This window comes from Shewanella sp. SR43-8 (assembly GCF_014163775.1).
Taxonomy (GTDB): domain Bacteria; phylum Pseudomonadota; class Gammaproteobacteria; order Enterobacterales; family Shewanellaceae; genus Shewanella; species Shewanella vesiculosa.
Genome location: NZ_JACJDX010000001.1, coordinates 507,260 through 533,692, shown reverse-complemented (window position 1 = coordinate 533,692; position 26,433 = coordinate 507,260). Strand labels below are relative to the sequence as shown.

29 protein-coding genes are annotated in these 26,433 nt (G+C 40.7%); 22 read left to right on the top strand and 7 right to left on the bottom strand.

The genetic code is table 11. The features are described from left to right. Positions 1–38: 38 nt before the first annotated feature. Positions 39–683 carry a DUF2913 family protein gene (locus tag H5114_RS02265; protein ID WP_124015657.1) on the bottom strand — a complete coding sequence of 215 codons (645 nt, stop codon included), beginning with the start codon at positions 681–683 and terminating at the stop codon, positions 39–41. Positions 684–800: 117 nt separating this feature from the next. Then, a complete protein-coding gene (locus H5114_RS02260; protein WP_182722065.1) occupies positions 801–1,382 on the bottom strand; it encodes a DUF4136 domain-containing protein in 582 nt (193 codons plus the stop codon). Between the two features lie 175 nt (positions 1,383–1,557). On the opposite strand from H5114_RS02260, the gene H5114_RS02255 reads away from it, so the two are divergent. Further along, a complete protein-coding gene (locus H5114_RS02255; RefSeq protein WP_124015702.1) occupies positions 1,558–1,875 on the top strand; it encodes a DUF1289 domain-containing protein in 318 nt (105 codons plus the stop codon). Positions 1,876–1,891: 16 nt separating this feature from the next. Here H5114_RS02255 and H5114_RS02250 read toward each other — a convergent pair whose 3' ends face one another. Then, the gene (locus tag H5114_RS02250; RefSeq protein WP_259395207.1) at positions 1,892–2,479 is read right to left on the bottom strand and encodes a TetR/AcrR family transcriptional regulator; all 588 of its coding nucleotides are present in this window, start codon (positions 2,477–2,479) and stop codon (positions 1,892–1,894) included. A 137-nt stretch (positions 2,480–2,616) separates the two neighbouring features. Continuing rightward, the gene (locus tag H5114_RS02245; protein WP_182722064.1) at positions 2,617–4,038 is read right to left on the bottom strand and encodes a coniferyl aldehyde dehydrogenase; all 1,422 of its coding nucleotides are present in this window, start codon (positions 4,036–4,038) and stop codon (positions 2,617–2,619) included. Between the two features lie 301 nt (positions 4,039–4,339). Here H5114_RS02245 and H5114_RS02240 point away from each other — a divergent pair, with 301 nt between their 5' ends. Next, positions 4,340–4,771, top strand: a complete 432-nt coding sequence (locus tag H5114_RS02240; protein ID WP_124015659.1) for a universal stress protein — start codon at positions 4,340–4,342, stop codon at positions 4,769–4,771. 52 nt (positions 4,772–4,823) lie between these two features. On the opposite strand, the gene H5114_RS02235 is transcribed toward H5114_RS02240, so the two are convergent. Genes H5114_RS02235 through H5114_RS20440 form a run of 3 tightly spaced genes read right to left on the bottom strand, consistent with a single transcriptional unit; the run spans position 4,824 to position 7,765 of the window. Then, positions 4,824–5,381 carry a DUF924 family protein gene (locus H5114_RS02235; protein ID WP_182722063.1) on the bottom strand — a complete coding sequence of 186 codons (558 nt, stop codon included), beginning with the start codon at positions 5,379–5,381 and terminating at the stop codon, positions 4,824–4,826. A gap of 4 nt (positions 5,382–5,385) precedes the next feature. Continuing rightward, positions 5,386–7,029 (bottom strand): PH domain-containing protein, encoded by a 1,644-nt coding sequence (locus H5114_RS02230; RefSeq protein ID WP_182722062.1) that lies wholly within the window; start codon positions 7,027–7,029, stop codon positions 5,386–5,388. After that, entirely contained in the window at positions 7,022–7,765 is a 744-nt protein-coding gene (locus H5114_RS20440; RefSeq protein WP_259395206.1) for a PH domain-containing protein, read from the bottom strand. Before H5114_RS20440 ends, H5114_RS02230 begins: the two co-directional genes overlap by 8 nt. A gap of 228 nt (positions 7,766–7,993) precedes the next feature. On the opposite strand from H5114_RS20440, the gene H5114_RS02220 reads away from it, so the two are divergent. From H5114_RS02220 to H5114_RS02125, 20 genes are all read left to right on the top strand, one after another. Further along, positions 7,994–8,320 carry a winged helix-turn-helix domain-containing protein gene (locus H5114_RS02220; RefSeq protein ID WP_182722061.1) on the top strand — a complete coding sequence of 109 codons (327 nt, stop codon included), beginning with the start codon at positions 7,994–7,996 and terminating at the stop codon, positions 8,318–8,320. A gap of 41 nt (positions 8,321–8,361) precedes the next feature. Beyond that, the gene (locus H5114_RS02215) at positions 8,362–9,330 is read left to right on the top strand and encodes a magnesium transporter CorA family protein (protein ID WP_182722060.1); all 969 of its coding nucleotides are present in this window, start codon (positions 8,362–8,364) and stop codon (positions 9,328–9,330) included. Between the two features lie 119 nt (positions 9,331–9,449). Beyond that, a complete protein-coding gene (locus H5114_RS02210; RefSeq protein WP_310736380.1) occupies positions 9,450–10,019 on the top strand; it encodes an alpha-ketoglutarate-dependent dioxygenase AlkB in 570 nt (189 codons plus the stop codon). Positions 10,020–10,315: 296 nt separating this feature from the next. Further along, positions 10,316–11,737, top strand: coding sequence for a DASH family cryptochrome (locus tag H5114_RS02205; RefSeq protein ID WP_182722058.1), 1,422 nt, complete (start codon positions 10,316–10,318; stop codon positions 11,735–11,737). 119 nt (positions 11,738–11,856) lie between these two features. Further along, positions 11,857–12,156: a BolA family transcriptional regulator gene (locus H5114_RS02200; RefSeq protein ID WP_124015667.1), complete on the top strand. Its 300-nt coding sequence runs from the start codon at positions 11,857–11,859 to the stop codon at positions 12,154–12,156. 145 nt (positions 12,157–12,301) lie between these two features. Continuing rightward, a complete protein-coding gene (locus H5114_RS02195) occupies positions 12,302–13,426 on the top strand; it encodes a TRAP transporter substrate-binding protein (protein ID WP_182722057.1) in 1,125 nt (374 codons plus the stop codon). Positions 13,427–13,515: 89 nt separating this feature from the next. Beyond that, positions 13,516–14,025 carry an S-ribosylhomocysteine lyase gene (gene luxS / locus H5114_RS02190; protein ID WP_124015669.1) on the top strand — a complete coding sequence of 170 codons (510 nt, stop codon included), beginning with the start codon at positions 13,516–13,518 and terminating at the stop codon, positions 14,023–14,025. A 196-nt stretch (positions 14,026–14,221) separates the two neighbouring features. Then, entirely contained in the window at positions 14,222–16,297 is a 2,076-nt protein-coding gene (locus H5114_RS02185) for a TonB-dependent receptor (RefSeq protein WP_182722056.1), read from the top strand. Positions 16,298–16,753: 456 nt separating this feature from the next. Further along, on the top strand, positions 16,754–18,088 hold the full coding sequence (locus tag H5114_RS02180; RefSeq protein ID WP_124015671.1) for a Na(+)-translocating NADH-quinone reductase subunit A: 1,335 nt from the start codon (positions 16,754–16,756) through the stop codon (positions 18,086–18,088). Beyond that, a complete protein-coding gene (locus H5114_RS02175; RefSeq protein WP_124015672.1) occupies positions 18,088–19,287 on the top strand; it encodes an NADH:ubiquinone reductase (Na(+)-transporting) subunit B in 1,200 nt (399 codons plus the stop codon). Before H5114_RS02180 ends, H5114_RS02175 begins: the two co-directional genes overlap by 1 nt. Then, positions 19,280–20,065 carry a Na(+)-translocating NADH-quinone reductase subunit C gene (locus H5114_RS02170; RefSeq protein ID WP_124015673.1) on the top strand — a complete coding sequence of 262 codons (786 nt, stop codon included), beginning with the start codon at positions 19,280–19,282 and terminating at the stop codon, positions 20,063–20,065. The genes H5114_RS02175 and H5114_RS02170 overlap by 8 nt, the downstream gene beginning before the upstream one ends. Beyond that, positions 20,065–20,697, top strand: a complete 633-nt coding sequence (locus H5114_RS02165; RefSeq protein ID WP_011636426.1) for an NADH:ubiquinone reductase (Na(+)-transporting) subunit D — start codon at positions 20,065–20,067, stop codon at positions 20,695–20,697. Before H5114_RS02170 ends, H5114_RS02165 begins: the two co-directional genes overlap by 1 nt. A 5-nt stretch (positions 20,698–20,702) precedes the next feature. Then, a complete protein-coding gene (nqrE, locus tag H5114_RS02160) occupies positions 20,703–21,311 on the top strand; it encodes an NADH:ubiquinone reductase (Na(+)-transporting) subunit E (protein WP_101085796.1) in 609 nt (202 codons plus the stop codon). Between the two features lie 46 nt (positions 21,312–21,357). Further along, on the top strand, positions 21,358–22,605 hold the full coding sequence (nqrF, locus tag H5114_RS02155; protein ID WP_124015674.1) for an NADH:ubiquinone reductase (Na(+)-transporting) subunit F: 1,248 nt from the start codon (positions 21,358–21,360) through the stop codon (positions 22,603–22,605). Positions 22,606–22,727: 122 nt separating this feature from the next. Next, positions 22,728–23,741: an FAD:protein FMN transferase gene (locus H5114_RS02150; protein WP_124015675.1), complete on the top strand. Its 1,014-nt coding sequence runs from the start codon at positions 22,728–22,730 to the stop codon at positions 23,739–23,741. Positions 23,742–23,826: 85 nt separating this feature from the next. Then, the gene (gene nqrM / locus H5114_RS02145) at positions 23,827–24,051 is read left to right on the top strand and encodes a (Na+)-NQR maturation NqrM (RefSeq protein WP_124015676.1); all 225 of its coding nucleotides are present in this window, start codon (positions 23,827–23,829) and stop codon (positions 24,049–24,051) included. 232 nt (positions 24,052–24,283) lie between these two features. Then, complete coding sequence (bfr, locus tag H5114_RS02140; RefSeq protein WP_182722055.1) at positions 24,284–24,754, top strand: bacterioferritin; 471 nt, start codon at positions 24,284–24,286, stop codon at positions 24,752–24,754. Between the two features lie 12 nt (positions 24,755–24,766). Then, on the top strand, positions 24,767–25,234 hold the full coding sequence (bfr, locus tag H5114_RS02135) for a bacterioferritin (RefSeq protein ID WP_124015678.1): 468 nt from the start codon (positions 24,767–24,769) through the stop codon (positions 25,232–25,234). A gap of 154 nt (positions 25,235–25,388) precedes the next feature. Next, positions 25,389–25,856, top strand: coding sequence for a hypothetical protein (locus H5114_RS02130; RefSeq protein WP_165870064.1), 468 nt, complete (start codon positions 25,389–25,391; stop codon positions 25,854–25,856). Between the two features lies 1 nt (position 25,857). Further along, a complete protein-coding gene (locus H5114_RS02125) occupies positions 25,858–26,382 on the top strand; it encodes an ankyrin repeat domain-containing protein (RefSeq protein WP_124015680.1) in 525 nt (174 codons plus the stop codon). The last annotated feature ends 51 nt before the right edge of the window (positions 26,383–26,433 follow it).

The window sequence follows — 26,433 nt, the reverse complement described above, 5'->3', positions numbered from 1 at the left end:
TTTTATTTTTGTATCAAGACTATATCAACTATTGATAGTTAATAAAGGTCAAGACACAGCAAACATAAACTTGGATGTAAATTACTTGGCATTAGCATGTAAGTTTTATGGTGTTTGATCAGAGAAGTCTTTTTATTGGCTTGACTGAGTAATAAACCTTGTTCTAGTGCTAAGCGAGCGACCAGTTTTTCGTCGCCGCGAATGTACATTGAGATGGGTTTAACAATTTTATCGTCAACAATATGCTGATTAAATTGTTTTGCTGAGATGACTATACTGGATTGACCATCGCTGCCGAGTTTTAATTTTACATCTATATCGGTATCGGTGATCACCACCCACTTTTGTTCTGTCAAGGCGGCTAAAAGGCCTTTAAGTCCTGCACCGGTCGCAATAGTACTGTTGTTAGCTTGTTGATATTGATCTGCAATACAGGTTAACAAACGTTTCAGTTGAGCTCCTGCACCTTGACTTCTTGCTTGACTGATCCAAGTTGTTAAGTCGTCTGCCATGAGCTTTGAAAAGCGTTTTGTTTTTAACGACTCAACCATCCAGTTACATAAAAAATGGCTTTCTTGTGCTGGTGTTCTGACGGATTTGTGTTTTGATGCCGAAGTATTTATGGCTTCTATTCCAGCTAGCGCAAGTGTTAATAAAGCTTGGTTGTATGTTTCTGTCGTCATTTCAACTGGGTCAATAAAGTAATGTGGCGCTTAGTTTACCGTGAAGTGACTCATTGCTAAATAGATATTTGATCAGCCACTGTGCATCGATTATTACCGAGAGTAAAATTAAGGCTATTATTTTTTTTTGGGTGGAAATTGCCCCAAAATAGCGATGATAGTTTGCTGGATACTTTTCACTTTATATTCGCCACCTTGATCATAGCGATACTGACTAGTGCCACGCCAAATTAAGCGTTTACTGGCAGGGTCGATAATATCAATTTGAATCGTTTGAATTTTAGCCGTGTCACTGCCTAGAGGGATCCCCATACTTGTTCCAACGATTAACCCACCATTAGCGCCCCACGTTCCAGAGCCTAAACCAAAAGATAACCCAGAATCTTGCTCTTCGTCTTCAGTGAAAAATGCGTAACTCACTAAAAAGTCAGCATTGTCTTTAGTAAAGACATAACCTTGATTAAGTAAGGTTTGTTTAATTTCGGCATTAATACGATCAGCGGTTAACGGATCATCGGTTTGTTTTACGGTGAGCTGACTGAATGTTTTGAGTACAGAAAAATCGTAATTAACATCATAATCTTGCTTGGGTTTTACCGTGCAAGAGGTCAGTAATAGCAGGCTACAGATTAGGGTAATGAATTGATAATGCGCTATTTTTTGAGTAAAAAACTTACCTGAACGCTGTGGTGTTGTCATAAGACTTCCTTTAACGTGCAATAATGTACAAAATTAACTCAATTAGTATAACCTTAATATCAAGGTGTTCGATAACGACGTTAGTCGGTTCTGAGCCGTTATCAAAGCAAACTATTAATGACTATATCGTATATTTGGCATTTAACAATATTCGCTGAGGTTAAGCATTCTAATGATGGAACAGTTAAGTTTTTTTGCGGTGCCAAGCCCTTGTATCGGCGTTTGTCAGTCAGACAGTCGCGGCTACTGTATGGGCTGCCATCGTAGTCGTGATGAACGTTTTAACTGGATGACGTTTAGCGAGTTACAAAAACAAGATGTGATCCGTTTGTGTTTACAGCGTAAACGACGTCGCCAGTATGCCATTCATAAAGCGAAACAGCTTGAGCTTCAAACCCTGCAAACCGCGCATACACCTCAATTAGATTTTGATACCCAGATAACAGCAGACAATGAAGAAATTGATTTAAGCGGTTTTAGTGTAGATGAATAATACAGTGTTCAGTACGCTACGCTTTCATTGCTTGCCAAAATAATCTAAAACTAGCGTTCCTGTGCGCATCATCGTCACCTAAATTGGGGTTATCGGTAAAGAATCGAATCGCCGCTAAGTACTGCCCATGGCAGTTTTCGAGTAATAAGGCATTGGGAAAGTCTGCAATAATCTGCTGTTGTTTACCTTGCTCAATCAGCTCGACCACAAATCCTAAAATGCTATTCATCGCTTGCTTTCTGACGTCAGCATCAATGTCTGCTGACATCGAATATTGCAAAAAAAATAGTTGCTTTAACGGTTGTGCAATCGCCCAATCGATGGCTTTTTGCCATAGAGTATTAGCATCTTGTTCAATATCCCCAATAAAATCAGTATTGCTGATCATATTGGTCGCAAATTCTTGTTTAATGGATAAGAACAGCTGGCTCATGATGTCTTTCTTGGTTGGAAAATGATGAAACAAGGTGCCCGTTGCCACGCCAGCCGCTTTGGCTATTGAGGCGGTCGATGTAGCATTAAAGCCTTTCTTTACAAACAGCTGTAAAGCTGAATCTAAAATGGCTTGTTTCTTATCTGTGGTCATCACTGCTTTACGGCTCATCGAATCAAGATACCTGTTGATCTAAAGTCTGTTTATAAGGAGAGAGTTGATGATTATCTGTTAAATCAGTTTGACTCTTCATTACGCAGAGCAATTATTGCTTGTCACACAATAATTGCAGTGGCGATAAACCGGTGTTAACGCAAGAAAAACTTCATTAATAACCGTTGGATAATACCGCCATAAGGCGGGTGAACCAAGATACCACTATTTATTTTACCGCTGTGTAGAATGGTTTTAGCGTGGCTAAAGGTTAAAAAACCTTCTTTGCCGTGGTAGTGCCCCATACCTGATGGGCCAATGCCACCAAAGGGCGCATCATCGGCGGCAACATGAAATACCGTATCATTAATGCATACACCACCAGAATGAGTATGAGCTAATATTTTTTGTTGAGTTTGTGGCTCAAAACTCATCACATATAAGGCTAATGGACGATCGTTTTTATTGATGTAAGCCATCGCTTCATCAATCGACTGGTAGCTAATAATCGGTAATAAAGGTCCAAAGATCTCGTCTTGCATTATCAGCATATCATCAGTGGTATTAGTCACTAGTTGAGTGGCTATTTTCCGCTGTGTTGTTGATATTGGGCCTGTAATAGCGGAAGTGATGCTTGCACCTTTGGCTTTTGCATCGTCTAACACTTTGATTAGGCGATGGTACTGACGATCATTAATGATATTGCCGTAGTCTGGGTTGGTGTCGAAGTTAGGGTACATTTTATTAAATCGACGTTGGTAAGCGGCAATAAATGCCTCAACTTTTTCTGCTGGGCATAAGACATAGTCAGGGGCGACACATATTTGCCCCGCATTTAAGCACTTACCAAAAATAAGTCGCTCTACTGCTGTGTCTATTGGCATATCTGGAGCAATGATCGCTGGCGATTTGCCCCCTAGCTCTAAGGTGACTGGGGTTAAGTTATTCGCTGCGGCGCGCATAACATGGCGGCCAACAACGCTAGAACCGGTAAACAGAATATGGTCAAACGGTAATCCTGAAAACACCGCGGCCACATCTGCTTCACCTTCAACGACTGCAACTTCTGTAGGGTCAAATATTGTTGCCAACATCTGACTTAATACCGCATTCGTTGCCGGAGTGAACTCAGACATTTTGAGCATTGCGCCATTACCGGCGGCAATGGCGGTGATTAGCGGACCCATTGATAACATGACTGGGAAGTTCCACGGCACTATGATGCCTATCACGCCTAATGGCTGATATTGCACCGAAACTTTAGACGGCGACAGTAATAAACCGGCATGACGTCGACTGGGTTTCATCCATGATTTAAGCTGTTTGATGGTGTAATTGATGTTATTTACACAAGGCATAATATCGGAAATGATAGTGTCATTTGGCGATCTATGACCGTAATCATTGATTAAGGCATCGATAATAGCTTGCTGGTTATCGAGTAATGCTTGTTTTAGACGAGTTAATTTATCGACTCGTGATTGATAATCAGGTGCTGGATTAGACAGGAAACGCGCGCGTTGATCGGCTAGTGATTGTCGTAGTTGTGTTTCAATATTATCAACGGCCATATTCATATTTTGTCTCCAACAAAAATAACGATGTTGGTTTATTGAGTGTCATGTTGAACAACTCAATAAACCGACTGATTAGTCGGTCTAATGTTAGGTTGTTTTTTGATCTAAAGCAAGTTTTCGGTTTTGATTTGACTTTGATCACTAAGTGACTCTTTAATATTGACTATACTTAATTTCAATGCTGAACATATCTTTAAACGTGGGGTGTTATTCAGCGTTGATGAAACTTATATTGGTGAAACGAAACAGAGTGTGTTTATCTGGTATGTAATGTTTAGCAAATGATATGGAGGAAGATAATATGCGTACTCGTAATATTTTATGGCCTACCGATTTTTCTGATACGGCGTCACATGCATTACGTTATGCCATTGAAATGGCAAATTTATACCAAGTTGGGATTCGTATTGTGCACGTAGTTGATCAGCCTTTTGGTGATGAAAATTATATGGTACTTGCGATTACTCCCGAAGAGTTAGCTAAAAGTATGGAAGAAGCGGCTGCGAGTCGAATGCATGAACTGCTTGGGCAGCTAAATACTAATTTAAAAATTGAAACGGTTATCCGCCGTGGCGATGCGATTACCGAAATTTTAGCCGAAGCCAATAAAGGTGATATTGGTATGGTAGTAATTGCCAGTCATGGCAGAAGCGGGTTGGCTCATTTTTTACATGATAATGTAGCCGAAGCCATTGCCAATAAAGCTGATTGCCCGGTATTAGTGGTTAAATAGCATGGCTTGTTGAAGCTGGCTAGGGTATTACCAAACGATGCTTTTAATCTGCTTAAAAGCTAGAGCCGGGTTGAGTTAAAAATTCGATTTCGGCAGTTGTAGAGTCGCGCCCTAATATTTTATTTCGATGTGGATAACGATTAAATTGCGCGATAATAGCTTGATGTTGCTGTTGGCTGGGCAGATTCTTGGGCGCAAATTGCTCAAATAATGGCAAGCCTTGTTGGTGGATTATCATTGATTCACTATGCATGTAGGGCATGATTAAAAAGCCCGCCTGTTGTGTTGGTAACTGAGCTAAACAACCTAATGTTACAGCTTCTTGTGCAAGTACTAACGCGATATTGTCAGCGGCAAATGCCGCTGGGGTATCGCGATGAATATTTCGTGAAAATTGGTCTAGTACGATAATTTCAGCTAATCGGCCTTGAGCATTAGTACGCCAATGTTGTAATTCACCTTTTATGGCTGCATCTAGCGTGGTGCTAAAAGCTTGTGTTATCTGCAAATCAAGCGCTAAATCCTTTATCCACCATTGCTTAGAGGATAGTTGCACAAACCAAAAATCAATTACATGGTCTGGGGTAACACTTGTTATTATTTGATTCATTTTGCTAAATCCAATTGCGGTTATCGTGACTCGTTGCATTAAGTGATCGTGTAATAATCAGTTCGGCCACTTGTATGGGTATATATGGGAATACCACACTGCCACTGGCTAATCCAACTTCAACATATGCTAGTTTAGCCTGTTTTTGGCTTTGAGTTTGAGTAATCGAAACGTGTTGAACTTTTTCAAATGTGACTCGCTTCCATTGTTGACCTAAAAAGCCACTGTGTTGCCAAATCACCTGATCTGCTACGACATAACCCCACTGTTTATAGCGGATAAACAGTGCGACTATTACCATGGTGGCAGCAAACCAAATCACTTCAAAAAAACCAAGGCTTTGATGGCCATAATACCCCATGATACTGATTACACTGGCTAGGATCAGTGGCAGCGCGATTCTTCTGGTTAGCCAATTAACATGAATAGGCGAGTAACTGTTGGGCAGTGCGCTTGCTCCACCGCTGAGGTGAGGTATTTTTGCCAAAAGAGATTCTATTTCAGCTGACTTAACGCTTGGAACTAACATGTGTTGCTTGGTCTTATGTTCAACCTCATGGCCTTTGACTTGTTTGAAGTATAAGGTCCAGCGGTTAAATAAACGTGCAATGATAGGTTGTTGAACATGCACTAATTGAATACGCCTTATAGCCAAGGCATCTTGTTGATGTGAAATCACACCGCCACTGCGCTGCAAAGTATCATCATGTTTGTCGAGCTGATATGGATGATATTTTAAGATTGCCGCGATAATTGAAATTAACGAAAACAAGCTGTAAACCCCAAACAACACCACTATGACCATGATGGTTTGTAGGCCAATATTTTGATGGGTTTGTTGTTGGGCCCATAGCCAAAATTGCTGCGCCACTGGTGAGTCGAATATGTTATCCCAATTGACTTGGCCTGCTATGGGGCCGGCAATGACTGCAAACCAAATGAAGTTGTTTTGATAAAAGCCAAATAACACTAAATCCCATAAACTTTTACGCACTACAGTCTGGGAGGTATCTGCGCTATCTTGTTCGTTAACCTGTGAATGTTCACTTGTTGATAGTGTTTTTGCGTGGGGTAAATTTAGCAGCAAACGTTTTAGGGTTTGCGCTTGTTGGGTATCTAAAGCAGCTAAGTGAGCCTCATCATTCTTAGATCCTGCAGTTTCAATCACTAAGGTTCCAAGTGACAGTGGCTTAAAATAAAAGGGTTGTTCATAACGAATATTTTGAATACGGCTAAGGGGTATTTCATCTTTTTTAGTAAACAATAAGCCGCGTTTTACTTCAAGTTGATGGTTATTAAGACGAAAGCGAAATTTACGCCATTCTATTATCGCCAATAATGTCACCAGCAATAATAGTATGCCAGACGCCAATATGCCCCATTGCATGTCAAAACCTTGTTTCCATCCAGTGTAAACAATGGGCACAATAGCAAAGCCATTGCTAAGGATGCTTTTTAAGGTACTGAAAATATTACTGACGATAGACCACGCTGACAGTGCTTGCCATTGCTGTAAATCACTTGCGATATTGATGTTATAGGTTAGCGTATGATTAATATCGCTGCTGGCTGCATCAACTGGTTGAACAGTGACAACGGCTTCCGTTCCATGCGGCTGATGGTTATCTGCTGTTGATGGCTTATCCATTATGGTTATCCTGTTGCGCAGGATAAATGGATAAAGTATCAGTTTCTTGGTTAGGAGCCCTTGTTTCAACCATATCATCTTCGGCGATGCCTGACGGGTGACTCGCTGCCGCTTGGCTTAATAAGTGTTGGCGTAAATGTTCAGCTAAATCAGCATTGAGGCCTGGTAAATCTATTTCAGCTAATCCACTGCCAGCACTAAAGCATTTTAAGGTGACCAAGTTGTATTTTCGCTCAAGAGGTCCTTGAGACAAATTAACATGTTGCAGCCGAGTATAGGGCAGCGCTGTTGTCGATATCCAAAATAATCCTTCACGCAGCACCATTTCATGTTTAAACAATCCATAAGCAATTTTGCTGGCTTTGAGGTGGATAAGTTTAATCACTATAGCGGCCAACAAGGCTACTGAAACTAGCCCTACTAGGGCTATCATTAATGGCAGTGGTTGAGCGATTAATTGAAATACACTTAATAGCGATAAGGCAACCACTGCTATAAGCGTACTAATGATGAGCAATAACTTAGGATAGTTAGCATCAATATTGCTCAGTGGTAAGTCAGCCAGTTGAATGTAATCGGCTTGAGATAAACGTCGGCCATGATCATAAATATTTGTTGATGATTCTTTTTCTGCTGACAATTTTTCTGCGGACAATATAGCGGTATCGCTTATTATTGCAGGATCATTGATTGGTGGTTGCTCGAATGGGCTCTTCACGTGCGGCGGAGTATCCATGTTTGTTCGCTATCCATGTCTGCTATTTCTATTATTAAAAACTATAACTAGATTGTCGTAACTTAGGTAGTGTTAATCATCTTAGGTATCGATAAATCAATGCCGTGGCTTAACAATCAGTAATTAATTATGCAGTAATAAAGCCACTCCAGTAATAGTGCTTGCGTGACTGGCTATTGATACAGTAATTTCAACTGAGTGATATAGAGACAATAGGGCGTGTAAAAGATGTTTTCAAATAATTACGTGATCAATAAATCGCAAAAAGCATTTTTACGGAAATTATATTTAGCGCATTTGCTTGATGAAGAACAGCACAACTTATTAAGTCTGCAAAAACTGACTCTGATGCCCAGAAGAACATTGCAAGATGCAATAGCGGCATTTGTCGATATTGGGATTGAAGTGGACTTTGTGCAACAAGGCCAACGTCATAATGATGGTTATTATCGCATATCAACCTGGGGACCAATTAGCAGTGCTTGGGTTAATAGTCATTTTGAGCAGATTAAACAACATATTGAGACGATTGCTGAGTTTGAAAGGGTAAGCTAGGCTATTTTTACTGCAATAATGAGTTGTTAAAAGGGCTATTCATGGCAATAAAGATAATGTTATTCAATGCACAAGGTCTATTATTATCTCAAGGAGATGAGGCCCTTATGGCTGAATATGACCCACAACAGCACTTAATATGGGTCGATATTACCAGTCAACATAGCCAAGCATTTTTTAAGCAATATCCTTACTTTGGTATCGATCATCTCGATTTTGAAGACGCACAACGTGAACGTCATCCTCCACAGTTTGAAGAATATGAGACACATTCATATTTGCTCACCCATGAGCTTATGGACCGAGAGGAGTATCTTCTGCTTGAACGTAGCCAGTTACTACTGCATGTAAATGATCACTTTTTAGTGACCCAACATATTAAACCGTCAGTCAGTGTCAGTAAGGTTACCCAACGGATCTGTGAGCATGGTCAGCTTGATAATGCTGATATGAGTCAAGTGTGTTTTGATCTCATGCGCCAAATTGTGGTTGATTATTTAGCTGTGATGTTAGCGTTAGAAGAGCGTTTAAGTGACATAGAAGATGAGATTTTTGAGGTGTCATCTGATGATTTACTGGCAGAGTTAATCGGTTATAGCAGTAAATTACAAAAAGCAAAACGTTCATTCAGTTATCTCGAAGAGATATTGCAACAATTGCTTCGCGATGACAGCCATCAACATATTAAGATGGATTATCAACAGCTAAGCTATTTATATAATCAGTTTGAGCGATTATCCAGTCGTGCCAGTCTTTATCAAGGCTTAGTGGATAGCCTCATTAATGGCTTTATTTCGGTGAGTGCTCATAAAACCAATCGGGTCATGATGACATTAACCCTAGTTACCGCCGTTTTTTTACCGTTAACCTTAGTGGCGGGTATTTACGGAATGAATTTTGATAATATGCCTGAATTAAAATGGCGCTTTGGCTATTTTGCAGTATTGATCCTAATGGCTGTGATTGCGGTATCAGGTTTATGGATCGCCAAGATTAAGCGTTGGTATTAACTAGGCTGAGTGATAAGAGGGTAATTGAGGTGGCAGGATTTCAACATGGGTTATATTTCGGTGGGCCCCAAGACGGCTTAACCCAAGATTATGTTGTCGAGCCATCGGCTAAAAATCCAATTAGCCCCCCAGTTACTTGGATTAAAGGTTTTCTATCGCCCAAGCAACAGCAGTTATTGCTCAATGAAGTGAATCAATATCCATTAGAGCGGGTTTCAATTGAGGTATACGGTAAACAGCATCTGACTCCTCGAACCCAAGTGTGGTTTGGTGATCCTGGATGCGATTATCATTATTCTAAATTACACATTACCGCATTACCTTGGCCCAGAGTCCTGAGCCGATTACGTGCCAAATTACTTAATGATCATCAAATAGACACTAATTCAGTATTGGTTAATCGTTATGCTGATGGCCATGATTGTATGGGCTGGCACAGTGATGATGAACCTGAGATTGTCAGCGGTTCTGCTATCGCCTCTGTTACTTTAGGCGCCTGTAGAGACTTTGTTGTGCGTCACAAAAACACTAAAATAAAAGTGAATTTTGCACTTGGATCTGGTGATTTACTCATTATGCATCCCAGTATGCAGCAAGACTGGCAACATGCTTTACCTAAACGCCTTAAGGTGGTTGAACCGCGTATTAATTTTACTTTTCGACAAATTATCCCTAATTACTATGGTTAACAGATATCGTTAATGGCCATAGCTAAAAGCGAAAGGCCAAGAGGCTAGGACGCTGCGCCGCTAGATGCTATAGAATCTCAGCAGCTAAGCAGTCTCTATCCCAGAGATGACAAGCGATATCGAGTAAAATTGAAGTGCTGTATCCGCGGAGCGAACTAGCAGCGAAGCGACTCTAGAACCTCGGAGACCGAAGGTCGAGCTAGTTTGAGAATATCGCTAAAATGGATCATTATTGAACCGTTAACCGCTATGTATACGTACTCATTAGCATTGGTACAAACTGTGGTAATGAATAGATGAATAATGCTGGTGGGCAAACTTTCGAAGGCTCGAACCTACAATCGACGTCACAATCTACTGTCAATGCACTTTATTGGTTAGGTGATGATCTGCGGGTAGCAGATAATGCCATTTTTGCAGATATCGCCCAGCATGCACAACAGTTGATGGTGGTGTACTGCATCGACCCTAGCTGGTTTCGCCAAGCTCAATATCAGGCTGATTATGTTGGTAAGTACCGACTGCGGTTTTTACTGGAGTCATTACGGGCTTTAGACGAAACGTTGAATCAATATGGTCAACAGGTGCATATTGTTTATGCCTCAGCGCAAAAATCGTTACCCTATATAATTCAAACTCATAATATTTCAAGGGTATACCGTAGTAACCATAGTGGTGCCGATGAGCAAACGGCTTGGCAAGTGATTCAGCAGCAATGCCCCAATGTTGAATATTCGACTATTACTACGCAAACGCTGTTTGAGCTGCAGCAACTGCCTTTTGAATTAGCCGATCTGGCTGCGACATTCAGCCAGTTTCGTAAAAAGGTCGACAACGTTAATATCAGCCCAGCCACTGATGCAGTATCTTGGCTCCCGCCTATGGTTGCACTTAAGCAACAAGACAAACAACTTCAGTCTTGGCTGGCTTATCCTAGTTGGTTGCCACAAACTCACACGATGAACAATGTCTTTTGCGGTGGTGAAGCACAAGGGAAATTGCAATTAGACAGTTACTTTTCGTCAAATTTAGCCCATAACTATAAAGCGGTACGCAACGAACTTGATGGCTGGGAATGCTCAACAAAGTTTTCGCCTTGGTTAGCCAATGGTTGCTTATCGGCAAGACAAGTTGTGGTAGCATTAAAGCAATTTGAGTTGCAACAAGGCGCTAACGAATCGACCGAGTGTATTTTGTATGAGCTGCTTTGGCGTGAGTATTTCCATTTTTACGCGCATAAATTCAATACGCTGGTGTTTAGATTTTCAGGCATTAATGGGCGTAAACCATTAACCAGTTTTTACGCCCAACGCATTCAAGCTTGGAAAACCGCCACTACACCTTATCCGTTTGTGAATGCATTGATGAAGCAGTTAAATGACACTGGCTATATGTCAAACCGCGGCAGGCAAATTGTAGCAAGTTGCTTGGTCAATGAACTGCAATGTGATTGGCGTTATGGGGCGGCGTATTTTCAACAGCAATTAATTGATTATGATCCAGCAGTGAATTGGGGCAATTGGCAGTATCTAGCCGGTGTTGGCGCCGACCCACGCGGTTCGAGACGTTTTAATCTGCAAAAACAGCAGCAGACATACGATCCACAAGGATTATTTATTAATGCATGGTTGGGACGTGAGGCATTACAGCAACATGATGAGAGCCATGCGTTATATTGTATCGATAGTGTCGATATAACCGATTGGCCAAGGAGTTAATGTCAGTTCGACTTGAGAAAGCTGTGCTCAAACGTTAACTTTTACCCTGCTTGTTTGACCTTTATTCGGCAAACCAGTACCCTGCGATTTCATCGATATGGATTAATAAGAGTATCACTATGTCTGTCGAACAAATCATTACCGATAAATTGAATCACGCTTTTGCGCCATTGCATCTAGAGGTGATTAATGAAAGTAACCGTCATCATGTGCCGCCTAATTCAGAAACCCATTTTAAAGTGGTTGTAGTTAGCGATCAATTTAGCGAACAGCGTTTACTTGCTCGTCACCGTTTGGTTAACCAAGCACTTGCAGACGAATTAGCCAACGGTGTACATGCCTTATCTATCAATGCTTACAGCCAGCCAGAATGGCAAGCTTTAGATGAAGTACCTAAAACGCCTAACTGTAAAGGCTAATGTTTTTCACTTTGTCTAGTGTATAAAAAACCTCACCGATGACGTGAGGTTTTTTGTTTTTGTCGTAAATCAGTTGTATTTGTCACTCGTTATGAATATGTTACAGTCATGGAGTAGAAGAGCCTGATTGATAAAGGATATAGACATGGGCAAGGTGGTACCAATCTGCTGGTTAATGGTTCTTATATTACTATTTGGCTGTCAACAAGAGGCGCCTGCAAAGGTAAACTCTGTTTCTCAAACTGATTTACTCCCTCATCAAGTTATTAAATGGCGTTTGGCAACCTCATGGCCGAAAAACTTGCCCGGTTTAGGCATGGCCCCAGAACGATTTGCGCAGTTAGTCAAACAAATGTCAAACGGACGTTTAGTGATTACGGTTTATGGCGCCGGGGAGTTGATGCCTGCTTTATCGGTTTTTGATGGTGTAAGTAACGGCACCATTGAAATGGCGCATAGCGCTTCATATTATTGGAAAGGCAAAGCACCCGCTGCGCAGTTTTTTTCATCAATTCCTTTTGGTTTAACCGCACAACAGATGAATGCATGGCTTCATTATGGTGGTGGAATGGCATTGTGGGAGGAAGTTTATCAGCCTTTTGGCGTGTTACCGTTGGCAGGAGGAAATACTGGCATGCAAATGGGCGGCTGGTTTAATAAAGTCATTGCAACACCTGAAGATTTTAAAGGCCTTAAAATGCGCCTACCTGGCATTGGGGGCGAGGTGCTTAAGAAACTGGGTGGTGTTCCTGTTGATGCGCTTGCTGGCAGGGAATTATATAGCGCGCTCCAAACCGGGGCTATTGATGCTGCTGAGTGGGTCGGCCCTTATAATGATTTACCGCTAGGTTTGTATCAGGTGGCTAAGTACTACTATTATCCAGGCTGGCACGAGCCTGGATCGACTATGGAATTTCTCATTAACAAGCAGGCTTTCTCTGCCTTACCTGAAGATTTACAAATGATGGTTAAAGTTGCGGCAAGTGCCATTAACCAAGATATGTTAGATGATTATACTCAAGGCCATATTGCTGCCATGGACGTATTGCTTAACGAACACAATGTCCAAGTGAAAGCTTTTCCCTATAGTGTTATGCGAGCATTAAAAAATGCCCGAGATGATGTCCTTAATCATGAAGCGGCTAAAGATCCGCTATTTAATAAAGTATTAGAGTCATATATCGCTAATGAGAAGTCTGTGAAACGTTATTTTAGTTATACCGAAGATGCGTTAAGTCAGTTTGAAATAGATGAACAACATGCGCAGTAAACTCTGACTGTGACAATGCTGGAATAGTGATAGTATCTGGTTATTAGGCTTTATATTGTAAGATTTTTAAATTTATTTTGGAGAAAGCAATGCCTTTATTAGACAGTTTTACCGTAGACCATACACGTATGAATGCGCCAGCGGTTCGTGTTGCTAAGCATATGAGCACGCCAAGTGGCGATGCTATTACTGTATTCGATTTGCGTTTTTGTGCACCCAATAAAGATATCCTCAGCGAGCGTGGTATTCATACGCTTGAGCATTTATTTGCTGGCTTTATGCGTGATCATTTGAATGGTGATGGTATTGAGATTATTGACATTTCACCTATGGGATGTCGCACAGGTTTTTACATGAGCTTAATTGGTCAACCGACAGAAAGTAACGTTGCCGATGCTTGGTTAGCAGCCATGATTGACGTCACAAATGTGATTGATCAAAAAGATATCCCTGAATTAAATGAGTATCAATGTGGCACATACGAGATGCACTCATTAGAACAAGCTCAAGATATTGCGCGGATGATTATTGCTGCTGGCGTAAGCGTTAACCAAAATGATGATCTCAAACTGAGTGATGAAATTTTAGGTAAGTTATAATTCAATTGATTAACTCGGTAATCATAAAGCGGCTTTAGCCGCTTTTTTTGAAAATAGCACATCTCAATGTCGAGTAAACGTTAAAAGTACGCTATTTTTATGTGAAAAAAACCGTTATTGTGATGCCTATGTTTTAGTTAGTAACTTGTCAAATTAAGCGATTTTTGCGTGAACAGACACATATACGGAGATTAATATGTCTAACCACCCATTTAGCCTGTCAGTGATAGCCACCGCAGTGCTTTATGTTTGCTATTCAACCAATGCTGTTGCCGAAATGGTAACAGAGTCTATTGATAAGATTAATAATCAACTTGAGTTGCAGCAGTCATCAATAAGCCAATATCATTATCGTCAGAGTGATATTGTGCTCGGTTTGGCGGGCGCAACAGTATTACCTGCTACACCACATCAAAATGTGATGTTCACCCATGCGGGGGCCACAGACGGTGTTGCTATTTTACAAGATGGAATCTTCTTTTCTCCGGCGCCGTATTCAGGACAACATCTAGTATTGCAACCTAATTTGTTGCATCAACAACAAGTATCCTTTACGGGGATGACCAGTGTCACCGAAAGCTCTGAAGCCGCTTTTGGTAAATTGGATTATCAGTCTGTACAAATTAGCCCTAAAAAAGCTGCAACTGATGTTAACCTTGAAGGCAGTGATAATAGCGCCATCAATGGTGGTGTCATAGTGAGTGGCACTTCAAAAGAATCTGGTATGTTACTGGCGGTTGATTATCAATCAGCGTCAGACGATGTCGGTTATCGTATTTCGCAAGAGGCCGATACCACCCAAAAAGATATTTTATTTAAAATAGCAGCCAAAAGTTTACCTGGTGCGCGCAACCAACAGACTACCGAATTCAGTTACCAGTATTCATCGCAAGACAGTGATCGTGGAAACTTAGGGCTAACCTCTGCAGATTTCGGCTTAAACCCGACTGCCTTATATTCTGCATCCAGCACAGATAACACTGATGGTGAACGTCAACGTTATGTACTCGCTCATAAGGTGATATTGTCAGCGACGTCAACCATGGATACTGATTTTTACTATCAAACCTATTCGCAACAAACTCAAGAAATGCGTTTTGTTGATGGTGTGCAGATTGATAATGACTCACTAACTGACATTGCGACGTTTGAAACATCACCCACTGTCGATGGCATGAACTTAGGCGCGTTAACGCAAAACAACGACTTTGCTGGCTTTGGTGTGCAAACCAAAGGTGTCACTATGTATGGTCAACATCAAGTGACTTATAGCGCACGTTATCACACCGATAAAGCTGAAATGCGTTTAGGTCAACGAGATTGGTTATGGGGCAATGATTTAGTACTTTTACCCACCACAGATAATGAATATGCTCTGACTTATACTGACGATGCTTCAGCTTTTTCATCTGCGGTAGATACCAAATTAAATTATGGTCAGTGGTCTGTTAACCTTGGTTTAGGTTATGAGCATGTCAGTGTTTCGCGCGAGCTTGGTGATGTAAATACGAGTCTTAATGCTGCTGATTTTTCTGATGATGGCTGGTTGCCATCTATTGAAGTGGCTTATCAGAGTGGGCCGTGGTTAGCCGCGTTACAAGCCAAACAAGCTTGGACCGCCGCATCTGCTGGCAATATTGAGCAAACGGCGCAAGAAGCACTGCAATATCAATTAGCGTTAAGCTATCAACAAGATGCTTTATCGATTGCCATGACGGCTTATATACATGATTACGATAGCCAGCATGTGAGCTGTTTGCCGGGCATGATATGTGATTATGAGCAAATATCATTACAAGAGAATATTAAAGACGTCTCAGTTGTCGGCGCAGACTTGAGCATAGCCTATGGCGTTAGTTTTGATAGTTTTTCAATTCCTCTTAAAGCCAAATATCAATATACCCAAGCTGAAACAGATAATGCTAATTGCAATGAGTTGATGGGATGTTTTGCTGCTAATAGTCAATTACCTTGGGTGCCTGAACAACAACTGACCTTAAGCTCAGGTGTTGTTTATGGCGACTTTTCTATTATGGCTCAAGCCTTGTATCAATCTGAATTAGGTTATCAAGGTGGCTTCACAAATGAGCGTGCTATCGATAGTCAATGGAAAGTTGATATCGCCGCAACTTACCGTTTGACTGAGCAGCACGAGCTGTATGTTCGTGTAGAGAATTTGTTAGATGAAGAGTTAGTGGCAAATCGCACTGTAATGGGATCCCAAGGACAGTCTGAAATGACGACTTACTTTGGTTATCAAGGCCATTTTTAGAGAATCGTTTATAGGCTAAGTTAAGCTGTAGACATAGTCGATCACAATTGATGTGACTTTGATGTCAAAATACCAATACTCCTCAAGTGATGACTCATTTGGGGAGTATTATTTATGTCACAATTGTTCTCGTGGTTGAACAGCTGAAATTTATTTCTTTAAAATTAATGCGATAGTTTTTTTATCAGATTTTAGTATACGGCATAACCTTGCAGGTTCTTATTCGTTCAGTCTGATCTAAAAATCATTTAGCAAAGTAATGTATTGGTATGAAAACACCTATAATTTTCGTGGCGATAGTCTCATATTTGCGGTAAAATGCGCGCGACCAGCGTGATTACGATCGCATTTTCGAGTTAAATCTGCGCTAGCTCAAACGTGAGGCATTTGTTAATGCTTTGTTTTTGCAGCGGAACGTGGCGCATTGTCTTTCCTTCAAACGTAGTGCTTGTGGATATGATTACAATTAAGAAAGGATTGGAACTGCCTATAGCAGGCGGACCAGAGCAAGTTATCCATAATGGCCCAGCCATTAGACACGTAGCGACTTTGGGTGAAGAGTATATTGGCTTACGTCCAACGATGAAAATCAAAGTGGGCGATAAAGTACAAAAAGGCCAAGTTCTTTTTGAAGATAAAAAGAACTTAGGCGTTAAATATACGGCTTTAGCCAGTGGTACTATTTTAGAAATCAACCGAGGTGCAAGACGTGTACTTCAGTCAGTTGTTATTGCTGTGGAAGGTGACGATAGCGTTACTTTTGCTCAATACGATGCTGATAAGTTAGACACGTTAGACGTACAAGTTGTTCGTGATAATCTGATTGACTCAGGTTTGTGGACTGCTTTACGTACACGCCCTTTCAGTAAAGTGCCGGCTGTAGATGCTACTGCTGCAGGTATTTTTGTTACTGCAATTGATACCCAACCTCTTGCTGCCGATCCTGTGGTAGTCATAGCTCAACATAAAGAAGATTTTGCTAACGGCCTTAAGGTTCTAGCACGATTGACTGAAGGTAAAGTTTACCTATGTAAAGCACAAGGTGCCGATATCCCAGCAGCCAATGCGCAAGTCCAAGAGTTTGCGGGTAAACATCCAGCAGGCCTTGTGGGTACGCATATTCACAACGTTCTTCCAGCTTCTGCAACACGTACTGTGTGGCATATTGGCTATCAGGATGTGATTGCTTTTGGTCAACTGTTCACCAAAGGTGTATTAAACACTGAACGTGTGGTTGCGATTGGTGGTCCTAAAGCGAAAAAACCTCGTCTAGTTCGTACCGTTTTGGGTGCTAGCATGACTGAACTGACTGCTGATGAAACAGTTGGTGATGGTGTTCGTGTGATTTCGGGCTCAGTGTTAAGCGGTCGCACAGCGGTTGGACCTCAAGCTTATCTGGGGCGTTATCATCAGCAGGTGAGCGTACTGGAAGAAGGGACAGAAAAAGAATTGTTCGGTTGGGCTATGCCTGGCGCAGATAAATTCTCTATCACTCGTGCATTCTTAGGCCACTTAAGCCCATCGCGTCTATTTAATATGACCACTAGCACCTGCGGTTCAGACCGTGCAATGGTACCTATTGGTAACTATGAACGCGTGATGCCTCTAGACATTCTACCTACTATGCTACTTCGTGATTTACTCTCTGGCGATTTTGACGGCGCAGCCCGTTTAGGCGCATTAGAGTTAGATGAAGAAGATTTGGCATTGTGTACGTTCGTATGTCCAGGTAAGTATGACTACGGTTCATATTTGCGTGATTGTTTAGATACGATCGAGAGGGAAGGCTAATGAGTTTGAAAGATTTTATCGAACGTATTGAGCCGCAATTTGAAAAAGGCGGCAAGTACGAAAAGTGGTATGCCCTTTATGAAGCGGCTGCCACAGTATTTTATACTCCGGGTAAAGTGAACAAAGGGGCAACCCACGTTCGCGATAATGTTGACCTAAAACGTATCATGATTACGGTTTGGGCATGTACATTCCCAGCAATGTTTTTTGGTATGTATAACGTAGGCTTACAAGCTCAAGTCGCGATGGCAGCAGGTTTCGGCACGCCAGATGTTTGGCAAGTTGGCTTATTTGAATTATTTGGCGCTCAACTTACTGCAGACTCTGGCATTACGTCCTTGATGTTCTACGGTGCGTGCTTCTTCCTACCTATCTACGCCGTGACTTTCATCGTCGGTGGTTTTTGGGAAGTGCTATTTGCATCAGTGCGTGGTCATGAAGTTAACGAAGGTTTCTTTGTTACCTCGGTACTATTTGCTCTGACTTTACCGGCTACTATTCCATTGTGGATGGTTGCACTAGGTATTACCTTCGGTGTGGTTGTAGCGAAAGAAATCTTTGGCGGTACAGGGCGTAACTTCTTAAACCCTGCATTGGCTGGTCGAGCTTTCTTGTACTTTGCCTACCCATTAAGCATGTCTGGTGATACTACTTGGGTTGTTGCTGATGGTTATTCAGGTGCAACAGCATTAAGCCAAGCAGCACAAGGTACGTTTGACTATGCCTCAACGGCTAACTGGATTGACTCTTTCATGGGCTTCATTCCTGGTTCAGTCGGTGAAGTCTCTACCTTTGCTATTTTGCTCGGTGGTCTAGTTATCATTTATGCCCGCATTGCCTCTTGGCGAATTGTCAGTGGTGTTTTCTTAGGTATGGTTGCTATTGCGACTTTACTTAACATGATTGGCAGTGACACCAACCCAATGTTTGCAATGCCTTGGTATTGGCACTTAGTGTTAGGTGGATTTGCATTTGGTATGATGTTTATGGCGACAGACCCTGTTTCTGCGTCGTTTACTAATACCGCTAAGTGGGCATACGGTTTCCTTATTGGTGCAATGGTAGTGTTTATCCGTGTGGTTAACCCTGCATTCCCTGAAGGTATTATGTTAGCTATTTTGTTTGCTAACCTATTTGCTCCTTTATTTGACCACTTTGTCGTACAGTCAAATATCAAGCGGAGGATTGCTCGTGGCTAGTAATAAAGATTCGTTCGGAAGAACGCTATTTGTTGTTGTCGGCTTATGTCTTATCTGTTCAGTACTGGTTTCGACCGCTGCCGTGGTGTTAAAGCCTATTCAGCAAGAAAATAAGTTACTCGATAAGCAAAAGTATATTCTTGAAGCGGCGAGCCTGATAAATACCAAAGAAGGTAAAGTCACCAAGAAAGAAATCCTAAGCAAGTACGAACAATATGTTGAAGCTCGCTTAGTTGATCTTAAAACCGGTGAGTTTGTTGAAGGTAATGCTAACCTTTACGATCAACGTAAAGCGTCTCGTGATACTGACACTTCGTCTGTGCCAGAAAACGATATTGCCTCGATCAAACGTGTTGCAGATACCGCAGTTGTTTACCTTGTTCATAATGATGAAGGTAAACTGACTAGCGTCATTCTTCCTATTCACGGTTATGGTTTGTGGTCAACCATGTATGCACTTTTGGCACTTGAAGCTGACTTAAATACAGTTCAAGGACTTGTTTACTATGACCAAGGCGAAACGCCTGGTTTAGGTGGCGAAGTTGAAAATCCAAAATGGAAAGCATTGTGGAAAGGTAAGCAGTTATTTGATGCGCAAGGCAATCTGGCGATTAGTGTAACTAAAAACCCTGTAGTGGCGAGTTCTGTTCATGGTGTTGATGCACTTTCCGGTGCAACACTTACCAGTAACGGTGTACAACACTCATTGCAGTTTTGGTTAGGTAAAGAAGGTTTTGCAAACTTTATCGCTAAAGCACACAACGGAGGGTTAAGCTAATGGCTGACGCTAAAGAACTTAAACAGGTTCTAACCGGACCTATTATCAATAACAACCCAATTGCATTGCAAATTCTGGGTGTGTGTAGCGCACTTGCTGTGACCAGTAAGTTAGAAACAGCATTGGTAATGACGATTGCATTAACTGCGGTAACAGCGTTTTCTAACCTGTTTATCTCTCTTATCCGTAATCATATTCCAAGCAGTGTGCGTATTATTGTACAGATGACCATTATTGCTTCGTTAGTGATTGTGGTTGACCAAGTATTACAAGCTTATGCCTACGCTATTTCTAAGCAGTTATCGGTGTTCGTTGGCTTAATTATTACTAACTGTATCGTAATGGGTCGTGCTGAAGCTTACGCAATGAAAACCCCGCCTATGATGAGCTTTATGGATGGTATCGGTAACGGTTTAGGTTACGGTGCAATTCTATTGTCTGTCGGCGTTGTGCGTGAACTATTTGGTAATGGTTCATTATTCGGCGTAGAAATCCTCAGTAAAATCTCTGACGGTGGTTGGTATCAACCTAACGGTTTATTACTGCTACCACCGAGTGCATTCTTCTTGATCGGTGGTCTGATCTGGTTGATCCGTACGTATAAGCCAGAGCAAGTTGAAGCAAAAGGGTAAACGCAATGGAACATTATATTAGTTTATTAATTCGCTCCGTTTTCATTGAAAACATGGCGCTAGCGTTCTTCTTAGGTATGTGTACTTTCTTAGCGGTATCAAAGAAAATCACTACTGCGATGGGCCTAGGTGTTGCAGTTATCGTGGTACTGGCTATTTCGGTTCCTGCTAACCAAATTATTTATCAAGGTCTGTTAGCTCCAGGTGCTCTAGCTTGGGCTGGTTTCCCTGATGCTGATTTGAGCTTCTTGAAGTTCATCACCTTTATCGGTGTGATTGCAGCACTTGTGCAAATTTTGGAAATGGCTTTAGACAAGTATTTTCCACCTTTGTACAACGCGTTGGGTATTTTCTTACCTTTGATTACCGTGAACTGTGCAATTTTCGGTGCAGTATCTTTCATGGTAGAGCGTGATTACAACCTTGGCGAGAGCGTAGTATTTGGTATTGGCTCTGGTATTGGTTGGGCGTTAGCAATCGTATTGCTAGCCGGTATCCGTGAAAAGATGAAATATTCTGACGTGCCAAATGGCTTACGAGGCTTAGGGATTACCTTCGTTTCTGCAGGTCTTATGGCTCTAGGTTTCATGTCATTCTCAGGTGTTTCTCTGTAAGAGTCACTGAGACGACGCATTAATTTGAACCTTTAAGGATAAGTGAATGGGTATTCTTGAATCTACTCCACTAGAAGTCTATCTAGGTGTGAGTATGTTTACTGTGATTGTCTTGGTTTTGGTGTTAGTGATTTTATTCGCTAAATCAAAACTAGTGGCAAGCGGTGATATCATTATTGGTATTAACGGCGACGCAGATAAAGCAATTAAAACAGGTGCTGGCGGCAAGTTACTTGGCGTTTTAGCAGACAACGGCATCTTCGTATCAAGTGCTTGTGGTGGCGGTGGCTCATGTGGTCAGTGTCGTGTGAATATTAAGTCTGGTGGTGGTGATATTCTGCCAACCGAACTTGATCACATTAGCAAGGGCGAAGCTCGTCAAGGTTGTCGTTTATCTTGTCAGGTAAACGTTAAATCTGATATGGAAATTGAACTTGATGAAGAAATCTTCGGCATCAAGAAATGGGAATGTGCTGTTATCTCTAACGATAACAAAGCGACGTTCATTAAAGAACTTAAGCTGCAAATTCCTGATGGCGAGTCTGTGCCTTTCCGCGCCGGTGGTTACATTCAGATTGAAGCGCCTGCTCATCATATTAAGTATGCTGAGTTTGAAGTGCCTGATAAGTATCGTGGTGACTGGGAACACTTTGGTTTCTTCAAGTTAGAGTCTAAAGTAGACGAAGAAACCATTCGTGCTTACTCTATGGCTAACTATCCAGAAGAGTTTGGGATTATTATGTTGAACGTGCGTATTGCTACGCCACCGCCACGTAATTTAACCTTGCCTTGCGGTAAAATGTCTTCATATATTTGGAGCTTAAAAGCCGGTGATAAAGTGACTATTTCTGGTCCATTTGGTGAGTTCTTCGCAAAAGATACCGATGCAGAAATGGTATTTATTGGTGGCGGTGCTGGTATGGCCCCGATGCGCTCACATATTTTTGACCAATTAAAGCGTCTTAAATCTAAGCGTAAGATTAGTTTCTGGTACGGTGCGCGTTCTCAACGTGAAATGTTCTATGTAGAAGACTTTGATGGCTTAGCGGCTGAAAATGAGAACTTCAAATGGCATGTCGCGTTATCAGATCCGCAAGCAGAAGATAACTGGACTGGTTATACTGGATTTATCCATAACGTATTGTATGAAAACTATTTACGTGACCATGATGCGCCAGAAGATTGTGAGTTCTACATGTGTGGACCTCCAATGATGAACGCAGCTGTTATTGGTATGCTAAAAGATTTAGGTGTCGAAGACGAAAATATCTTATTAGATGATTTCGGTGGTTAATGAGTTAACCCATAACATCGACATGTAAGTCATGAGATTGCAGCAGTGCAGACAGGGTGGTTAAACACAGGTCTCGCATGCTGCAATTTTTTTTGTTCATTTAATACAAGTGTAAATTTGAGATGACTGTAAATTCAATCAAGTTACTGCTATTGCCAGCGGTTTTATTATTTGTGAGTGCATGTAGCTCTCCAGAGCCTATTATTTCATTATCTGGCAGTACAATGGGTACCACTTATCATATTAAAGTGGTCAGTAATAAAAGCTTACCCGAACCACAACTACTGCAAGCTGAAATTGACATGGCATTGGAGGTGGTTAACGATCAAATGTCGACTTACCGTCCTGACTCAGAACTGTCTAAGTTTAATCAATTGCAGGTGCAGCAGAGCGTTAGCGTCTCGGCCGATACAATTAAGGTGATTAAAGAGGGCATGCGTCTTTATAATGAGACTGATGGTGCATTAGATATCACTTTAGGCCCAGTGGTTAATTTATGGGGATTTGGTCCCGATAAGCGCCCTATATCAGAACCTACTCAAGCTCAAATTGATGCAGCAAAAGCTAAAATGGGCATACATGAGCTGTCTGTAAACGGTTTGACATTAACCAAGCATAATGCAGATTTGTATGTCGATTTATCTTCAATTGCCAAAGGTTTTGGCGTCGACAAGGTTGCCGCTTTATTAGATAAATATCATGTATCTGGTTATTTAGTTGAAATTGGTGGCGAACTGAATGTCAAAGGAACTAAGAGTGATAATACCCCTTGGCGAGTAGCTGTAGAGCAACCAACCAGCGAAGGTCAAGCGGTTCAGCAAATCATTGAACCTGGCACTATGTCATTGGCAACTTCGGGTGATTATCGTAACTTTTATCAAGAAAATGGTGAGCGCTTCTCACATTTAATTGATCCTCGTACCGGCTATCCAATAAAGCATCAATTAGCTTCAGCAACCGTGTTACACTCTAGTTGTATGACCGCAGATGGATATGCAACGGCCATGATGGTGTTAGGTACAGAGGCTTCATTGGCGTTAGCTAAAAAGAACAATTTAGCGGTAATGTTGATAGAGAAGCAAGAGCAGGGATATCAGGTCTATTACAGTGATGCATTTAAATCGTATCTTAAGTAGCTTGCTTATTTTTAAACTGGTTGATTGAGCTACTAATTTATTGAACCAGTTTACCCTAATCTGAATGAGTCAATAGGAGTTTGTGATGAGTACATTTATTGCAGCGTTTGTGGTTTTATTATTATTTTTTTTGCTAATGTCCATTGGCTATATCGTAAAGAAAAAAGCGGTAGAAGGCAGTTGCGGTGGTTTAGGTGTTTTAGGTATAGAGAAAGCCTGTGACTGTGATGATCCATGTGATAAACGCAAACGCCGTATGGAAAAAGAGCAAGCTCGAAATAAGTTGCTTAACCAAAATCGTATTATTTAACCTCGTTAATTATTTTAAGCTTAGGTTGTTTCACTAATGCTTTGTAAAGAGCCTTCATTTTGAAGGCTTTTTTTATGCTTGAGTATTGCTGGCCAGTTACAAAGCTTAGTTATAATGATAATAGTTATCAATTGTAAGTGTGTGAAAATAAAGGATAATTTGCATTTTACCCTATAGTGTTTTATTCTGTTTGTAATTGATCAAGATCACATTACTTCTCGAGGACACTACTATGAAAGGTCATCCTAAAGTCATCAGCCAACTCAATCGTGTACTTACTTGTGAGCTGACCGCTATTAACCAATACTTTTTACATGCTCGTATGTTTAAGCATTGGGGATTGGAAAAGCTTAATGAGAAAGAATATAAAAAATCGATTGAAGACATGAAGCATGCTGACAAGCTGATTGAACGTGTATTGTTTCTTGAAGGTTTACCTAACCTACAACAGTTAGATAAATTGCGTATTGGTGAACATGCTGAAGAAATGCTTAGCTGCGATCTCACTGCGATAACGGAACAAATTGCCATTTTGCGTGAAGCCATTAAGGTATGCGAAATTCAGCAAGATTATGTTAGTCGCGATTTAATGGAAGATTTACTCGAAGATGAAGAAGAGCATTTAGATTGGATTGAATCACAACAAGAGCTCATCACTCAAACGGGTATTCAAAATTACCTTCAATCACAAATTAACGATTAATAGGACATTATTATGAAAGGTCATCCAGAAGTCATCGATGCGCTCAATAGTTTATTAACCGGCGAATTATCTGCTATGGATCAATATTTTGTCCATGCTCACATGTATGAGGATTGGGGATTTAACGAACTTTATACCCGTATTCTACATGAATCAGACGATGAAAAATTACATGCAGCTAAGTTGATCCAACGTATTTTATTTTTAGAAGGCACTCCAGATGTTGCCAGTCGTGAAGCGCTCAACATAGGTAAAGATGTGCAACAAATGCTACAAAATGATCTTGCATATGAATATCATGTGGCTGATCATTTACGTAAGGTTATCGGCTTATGTGAGCAAAAGGCTGATTACCAAACCCGTGAAATTTTAGAGGTGTTATTAGATGACACTGAATCTGATCATATGTATTGGTTAGAAAAGCAATTAGGTCTTATTGAACGTATTGGTTTACAGAACTATTTACAGACTAAAATGTAACGACTTAGTCGACACTTTACATGTTAATAAAGCCCAACTCAGTTTGGGCTTTTTTGTGTTCGTTGGTGGGAGATACATTAAAAGTGATAATGGTTTGTTTCTAACTAAATTGATATATTTTATAGAACATTTGATAAACTACATGGAAGTTGAAATGAATAGAAATGTACACCTTAAGAGTTTCAAGAGTAGTGAACTTATATTTGATAATGATGAAACTATAATTATTCTCAAATTTATATTTTCGAGTCAACATTCGATTATTGATGAGTTAGATATTACTGATGAAGTACGTGAGTTTGCTCAAGGTTTGTTAGTTGAGGCTGTAGACGCCTCTTATGCGATGGGGTTTATTGACTCTTTATTTCGAGCAACAATGAACCCTCAAGATGGTGCTAAAAAAGTTATAACAAAATTTGGGCGAAGTGCTGCAAAGCATTGGTTTAGTCATGCAACAGCTAAAGATTTAATGCAAATAAAAATATATGACAGAGTGAGAGAGCAACTATCATACAGTTTTGGTCGTGTTTTACTCATGTATTTAAATGGAATAGCAAAAACAAAAGGTCCACATTTTGGTGTTTTAGCTTTTAACTTAAACAACAAAGTTATATGGAGTTAAAATGAGATTTAAGGTATTACTTGGATGTGTTTTCATTACTATTATTCTGTATTCATTAGGTGCCATTTATTCGCTTGAAAATAGCCGTGTTGAAGATGTTGTATTATGTAGTGTAGAAGATAATACACATTACATACCAAATTCATTCTGTGAATTTTATTTGTTTAATTTTAGATTAACTAAACAAGACTTAGATGAGCTTCAGTCTGCTAGCGGTATAGCATTTTTATTTAGCATTTCTAATCAGAAAAAAAAATATGTTTACTTAGATAAATTTATCGAAAATGGTGCCTCTGTTAATAGCAAAAGCGAGATTGATGGATTACCACCTCTTCATGCTGCAATCTTACTTAATGATAAAAAATTAGTCGAATACTTACTTAGCAAAGGTAGTGACCCTGAACTGCTAGATAGTCAAAATAAGTTAAATGCTTATGATTTTGTAATGCTTTTGAAAAGAAATAATGACTCAATAAACAGAAATGAAGTAATAAGAACATTGTCTACAATCGATTTAGCCAATTGATTAACTTCGTAGATGATCTAGGTTTTTCTTCAATAATATTTTATCGAGTTT